This window comes from Calothrix sp. CBUCES-K 9914 (genome assembly GCF_059640475.1).
Genome location: NZ_JBXXZH010000398.1, coordinates 1 through 5,831, shown reverse-complemented (window position 1 = coordinate 5,831; position 5,831 = coordinate 1). Strand labels below are relative to the sequence as shown.

Annotated in this window: 6 protein-coding genes and 3 pseudogenes; 5 read left to right on the top strand and 4 right to left on the bottom strand. The window is 35.8% G+C overall.

The window, feature by feature from the left end; genetic code table 11:
• Positions 1 to 158: 158 nt before the first annotated feature.
• A complete protein-coding gene (locus AC2JBO_RS42355; protein ID WP_496959621.1) occupies positions 159 to 965 on the bottom strand; it encodes an Rpn family recombination-promoting nuclease/putative transposase in 807 nt (268 codons plus the stop codon).
• Between the two features lie 148 nt (positions 966 to 1,113).
• Between AC2JBO_RS42355 and AC2JBO_RS42350 the strand changes: the two are divergent.
• Positions 1,114 to 1,364: pseudogene (locus AC2JBO_RS42350) on the top strand (Uma2 family endonuclease); the annotation flags it as partial.
• Positions 1,365 to 1,452: 88 nt separating this feature from the next.
• Here the strand turns inward: AC2JBO_RS42350 and AC2JBO_RS42345 are convergent.
• Positions 1,453 to 1,800 carry a hypothetical protein gene (locus AC2JBO_RS42345; protein ID WP_496959620.1) on the bottom strand — a complete coding sequence of 116 codons (348 nt, stop codon included), beginning with the start codon at positions 1,798 to 1,800 and terminating at the stop codon, positions 1,453 to 1,455.
• 987 nt (positions 1,801 to 2,787) lie between these two features.
• Here AC2JBO_RS42345 and AC2JBO_RS42340 point away from each other — a divergent pair.
• Together AC2JBO_RS42340 and AC2JBO_RS42335 are read left to right on the top strand one after the other, a co-directional pair.
• Complete coding sequence (locus AC2JBO_RS42340; RefSeq protein ID WP_496959619.1) at positions 2,788 to 3,378, top strand: ParA family protein; 591 nt, start codon at positions 2,788 to 2,790, stop codon at positions 3,376 to 3,378.
• A gap of 18 nt (positions 3,379 to 3,396) precedes the next feature.
• The gene (locus AC2JBO_RS42335) at positions 3,397 to 3,681 is read left to right on the top strand and encodes an RH3 domain-containing protein (protein WP_496959618.1); all 285 of its coding nucleotides are present in this window, start codon (positions 3,397 to 3,399) and stop codon (positions 3,679 to 3,681) included.
• A gap of 17 nt (positions 3,682 to 3,698) precedes the next feature.
• Here AC2JBO_RS42335 and AC2JBO_RS42330 read toward each other — a convergent pair.
• Positions 3,699 to 3,911: pseudogene (locus tag AC2JBO_RS42330) on the bottom strand (alpha/beta fold hydrolase); the annotation flags it as partial.
• Positions 3,912 to 4,338: 427 nt separating this feature from the next.
• On the opposite strand from AC2JBO_RS42330, the pseudogene AC2JBO_RS42325 reads away from it, so the two are divergent.
• Positions 4,339 to 4,458, top strand: a pseudogene (locus AC2JBO_RS42325) (M48 family metallopeptidase); the annotation flags it as partial.
• 126 nt (positions 4,459 to 4,584) lie between these two features.
• Positions 4,585 to 5,124 carry a CHASE2 domain-containing protein gene (locus AC2JBO_RS42320; protein WP_496959622.1) on the top strand — a complete coding sequence of 180 codons (540 nt, stop codon included), beginning with the start codon at positions 4,585 to 4,587 and terminating at the stop codon, positions 5,122 to 5,124.
• Here AC2JBO_RS42320 and AC2JBO_RS42315 read toward each other — a convergent pair.
• Complete coding sequence (locus tag AC2JBO_RS42315) at positions 5,093 to 5,506, bottom strand: SH3 domain-containing protein (protein ID WP_496959617.1); 414 nt, start codon at positions 5,504 to 5,506, stop codon at positions 5,093 to 5,095. The genes AC2JBO_RS42320 and AC2JBO_RS42315 overlap by 32 nt on opposite strands.
• Positions 5,507 to 5,831: the final 325 nt, after the last annotated feature.

The following is a 5,831-nucleotide window of genomic DNA, read 5'->3' as shown; positions in this document are numbered from 1 at the left end:
TCTCCTCTTACAACTTTATTTTAGAAGCACTTTTCTATGCAGCTTCATATTAAATTGGTATTAAACCTGAAATTTTTACCAAATGGTGAGAATGGCGCCTGAAAGCTGCTAATATTAACGATGGTGATAATTTTGGAAGCTTTCAGGTGCCTCAAGCATTACTCTTGTTTAGATGCTTGTATTTGTTGAATTTGCTCTACTGTTAGACTAGTCACTTTAGCTATCAAGTCAATAGAAGCTCCTTCTTTCAATAAGTTGGCAACAATTTGTTGCTTTATTTCCTCTCGACCTTCTTCTCGACCTTCTTCTCGACCTTCTTCTCGACCTTCCTGCATAATAGACTGATAAATAACTGACTCGCGCATGGCGTCTCTCCTTAGTAAATTTTGAATAACTTCTTTATCTAATACTAGCCCAGCAAGAATAGCTGTAGATGCTATTATATTACTTTGTATCCTTTTGTTACTAATGTTGTCGATTTGAGTTGCGACTTGCTGCAATGTGCTAGTTTTATTAGTAGTATCGCTTAAAACCGCAAAGGGTAACAAGCCTGGATTGTTGAGAAACAATTCTGGTGGCTGTTCCCAAAGACGGATAACGTTAAATCGATGGGTTGTGTTTTCTAATTTAAATTTGTCTATTTTAACAAGTTTTAAATCTTTTTTACTTGTAACTTTTTGTAGATAAATGACTACCTGAAACATGCGCTTATCAGGAGAGCGACGATATCCACGTAAGCGATAATCTGTGACGCGAAAAGGAATGTCTTCTTTAGGTAAAGTTTGAAACTCAGTATGAAGAATTAAGTTTTCGGACTCCATTAATAAGAGTGAATCCGCGCGGATTGGTTCTGAAGATAGTTCTGTCGGACTTATTGTTGCAAGTATTACTGGTTTTCCTAGTAGCCAAGTCGCAAAATCCGATGGAAAGTTTTCAGCCAGGAATTTACAAGTGTTATCGAACATAAATGCACTGAAACGGTTCTTAGTTATTTTGTATTCTAAGAGACTTATTTTTATTTTATGAGTACAAAATATATTTTATTTGTGAATTTAGTTACAGCAAATGTAAAGGTGCTGGATTACGGATACAACTTGGTTGGTTAATTGATAGAAAAAATCGTCAATACCCTTAATAATTGAAGTTGTAAGCACAAATTGGGAGGATGACTATTATACTAAGTTAGGGAATTACGAAGCGATGAAAATTCCTGAGTATTGAATTTAGATTATAGATTATGCTGCACTTGGTGCTAGAAAGTTTATAGATAATCCGAAACAAGCGGGAGTTATTAATTTATGAATTATATCAAATTATATGAATTAGTTGATGGTGAGTATCAAGTAACTAAGTTTAGAGGTGCTTTGTAAGTGGAAGGTACTAATAGATAATTACAATCAACAGTACCATCGACAGGCGCCACTTAGGATAAAGGGAATGAACTTGAGTTAATTAGTCGCTTGATGGGTCAATTAACTTAAAATTCCAAGGTTTCATAGCTGCTAGCGCTAGTTCTCTATCTACACCTTCATAAATCTCCCACTCAGACTGTTTATCTTTAGGATGTCCTTCACCCACATGTCCAGCAACTTTGATTATTGGACAACCTGCCAAGCGATGATTTTCCTTCCCCTTGGGTATTGCCAACCGCAGCTTATGCCCTATAAATTTTGATACACTGGATTCAGCTACAGATTCACGAACTAGGCAGATATCACCCGCAGTCCCCCAAGTGGTTGAGTAAATATGGAGGAAGCATATATAATTTTCCGGTTTAATCGCTCTTTTAAAAACTTTCATTATTTGTAATCCTTATACGTTTGGTAATAAACCATTTCAATTTTACTCATAGTACAGTAACTATAATTGTACTTAATGCAGGCTATAGTGCAATTGTAAAATCAAAAATAATCCTTAAGAGCAATCCTTTTGAGCATAAAGAGCGTTATTTACACAAATGTATAGTATAAATTCATTAATCAAATCTTATGTATATATTTATACTTTATGTCAGCCTAGGCTTTTTATAAATATTGGTTTAGGCGCCTAAAATGTCAAGCGGTGAAGATTAGCGATAATTTATTACTACGTAATTTATCTGTGAAAAATAATAAATTTAAAACATCTAAGCATCTAAACATCTAGATGGCAATTAAATTCGGGGTGTAGGGTGCGTCAAAGCTATTACGGTCTTCAATAAAATGAAAAATCATGTGCTTTGACGCACCATTGAGGAAGTGCCGATGCTACCATCTCGTAATGTCCGAGAACACGACGCAAAGTTTTGTAACAAAGATTGTAATTAGTAAAGTATTATGGTATATAAAAAGAGCATTAAATTTTAAATTGCAATGAATATGGCTAACTGTTGAACGGGTATTAAAGAACTACGTATGAAGCAAAAATATTATATCGATTACCTATAAATTGGAAACAGCGCTGGTAGATTTAAAGAACCTCCGAGATAATACTAGTAAAGGAATTCATGCCACTTGTACTGGGGAGTGTGGCAAGCAGTAGTTTTCGGTTTTGCAGGTGTACATCTAACTGAAACAAGACCTGTCGTTGAAACTCCACATCTACCACCGGGTTGGAGGAATTTACAGTTCAAGCTTCTTTGACGTAACCAGTTGTACGAGTTCAATCTTAGTTAATATAGTCAATTTAGATGTTTAAACATATAAACATCTAGATGCCATATAAAAAATATAAACATTTAAATATCTAAACATCTATACATACAGATGTAGAATCTGGTATTATCGACTGCGTAAATACGTAAAAACCATGATTGTTACAGTAGCAGCATTTAAAGGTGGGGTTGGAAAATCAACAACTGCACTGCATTTAGCTACATACCTACAAACTAAAGCTGATACGCTATTAATCGACGGTGACTTAAACCGTTGTTCATTAGACTGGTCAAACCGTGGTAGTTTGCCCTTTAAAGTAGCTTCCTCTGAACAAGGAGTAAATTTGGCGCCAATTTACGAGCATATTGTTATTGATACTCCAGCACGTCCACCAGCTAACGAACTAAAAACGTTAGCGCGCGGGTGTGATTTACTAGTTATTCCAACTGCTCCTGATGCTATGGCAATGGCCGCTACCTTACAGATGGTCGGCGCCCTCAAAGGAATTAGAACAAAGTATAAAGTTTTACTAACTATGATTCCACCACATCCAAATAAAGCAGGAGAAGAAGCGCGCGCGACTTTGGAAAGTATAGGAGTACCATTATTTCAAACAGGTATCAGGCGCCTAAGTGTATTTCAAGATGCAGCGTTAGAGGGAGTTCCTGTAAACGCAGTAAAAGACTCATACGCGCTCAGAGCGTGGAGAAGTTATGTAGAAGTAGGGAAAGAAATTTGTAACTAAGTAAAGAAGTAAAGAAATATGAGTGGTAAAAAGAAAGGAAGTCGTTTTGATGATTTAATTGATGCAGCACGTAGTCGTCAGCAGCGCGACACAGAGTCTACATCTATAAATATCAATATTAATGAAAATAATGAAGATAAATTAGGTCTTAAGAGTAAGAGTACAGACCCGAACTATATTCGTACAACTGTTTACTTACCAAAACAGCTACATAAGCTTTTGAAAGCTGCTGCTCTATCTCAAGACCGACAAATGAGTGATGTTGTCGCAGAACTTATTGAACAATGGTTATCTAAGCATTAGCTTTTACTTAAATTTGATTATCGCTTCTTGTAGGTTTTCGACGTATAGGAGTATTGATAAGCATCTTTCCAATCATTGTCATTTTGTAACCCTCGACCACAGAGGTAAATAATACCACTAGTACACGTAGGGTATGTAAGAGCATAAGCAAGCACCACATCTGCACCCCAAGAATGTCCTGACACTACCCATTTTTCAATACCAATTATTTTACGTAAGGCGGCCACAACCGCACATAATGTTAGGCGCCAAACTCACCATTATTTCCAAATCAAAAACATCCAAAATTTCCTTGCAGGGCAGGCGCCACATAGCATCATACTATTCTTCAACTAAATCAAAAAAAATATTTCACTAACTGCGTAATTATACGTACATAAAACCGTAGTTTCCTATGAAGGGGTTCAAACAATAGAACTTACCGTAAATTGAACTTGAGTCTAGTTTAAAAGATAGATTATTGAAAGAAGCAGAAGAAGAATTTACTAACTGGATTATAGCAGAAAGGCGCAAATCTGATAAACCAATATCAACAGCCAAAAAAGATGTAATCAAGCAGCGAATTCTTATTCATAAAAACAAGAGTTTGATAATGCACTACAAGCATTAAGTCGTCAACAAGAATTTCAAGCTGATGAAGTTGGTTATAAATACACGAGTAAAGCAGGTTACGATGTCAATGGAGGTTTACGAGTATTTAAATTACTTTCTCGTTTGCCGCAAGACTATACAGCTAATAGTACTCATCCACCCACACAGCAAAGAATTGATGCTTGAAATGGAGTAATGAGTGAATATCCGTGGTTGACTTTATGGGTAGATGGGAATGAACGACTAAAAATTAATAGTAATTTACATCTGGATTTAACAATTTAGCATAACAACTACTGAAGAACCAAAAGTATAGATATACAAGATGTACTAAACGGCAGAGTAGATTCTAATTCATTCAAAGATAAAATAGTTATTATTGGAGTAACTGCTAATACTGCTAGGGATGTCTGGGCAACTCCTTATAGTTTTATTCAGCCAAATTACGAACCACAACCAGGTGTTTTTATACAATCACAAGTAGTTAGTCAAATTCTAAATGCTGTTTCAGGTGAAAGAGCAGCAACACTTTGGGTTTTGCCTGACTGGGGTGATATTCTCTGCATATGGGGATGGTCGCTAGTATCTAGTTTAATTGTTTGGTGCCTACGTCAAGAGTATAAAGGAGGCGCCATAGTAGCTACAGTTATAATTCTTTATGGAGTAAGCATACTTTGTATTTTTCTACAAGGGTTATGGTTGCCATTTGTCCCCTCAGTTTTAGCGGTGACAGTAAGTGGTGTTTTTGTAGTGTTAATTGAAAGGCGCTGTAATAACAAAATTTATTCAGCGCTCTTTATAGTTATAGAAATTTTAAACCTTAACCACGTGTGCGGCAATTTTTCAGATTAGCAATTGTAACATACCCATCGATAGGAGAAATAATTCTTGTCCAATTCTTTCCTTCACTGCCATCAGTAACTCCTAGAGCAACTTTAGTGCCGTTTTTCAATAAGCGAAGAACTTTACTGCGAGTGCTAGGTTGTTGGCGAACATTAAGTAATCTACCTGGTTGCACTGATACGACACAATACCCAGCGGCAGTCTGAGCAATTTGAAATTTAGAACCACTTAGAGAAGTCGTTGGCACAGTCTGACTTTTACCTTGCTGTCCACCTATTTGTTGACCGATTGTGTTTGATACAATAGCTGATGCGGATAAAGTCCCACCAGTGATAGCAAGCATTGTGCTAGCAAGAATCACAGAAATTTTACCATTAATCATGTTAGACATTGGTTTCTCCTGAATTTTAGATTGGAGTTGTAACTAAAGCTTCTTATTTTTAAATAGGTAGCACTCACTTAAATTTATCAGGGTAAACACATCAAATTTGTATTAATCAATACAGATTCTTTAGCTTAAAAGTGCATTTAGCAATTATAATTTAGTACAAAAGTAATATTTAAAACAAATGCACTAATTAAACATCCGAATGCTTGTATATATATTGTCAAAGATGTCAAATCTAAATTTTAAACAAGTATTTATAATAAGCCAATACCTTCGCCAAAAATCTGATTGGCAAAAATGCTTTTGCCGTCAACGTTTCCAGTCAAAT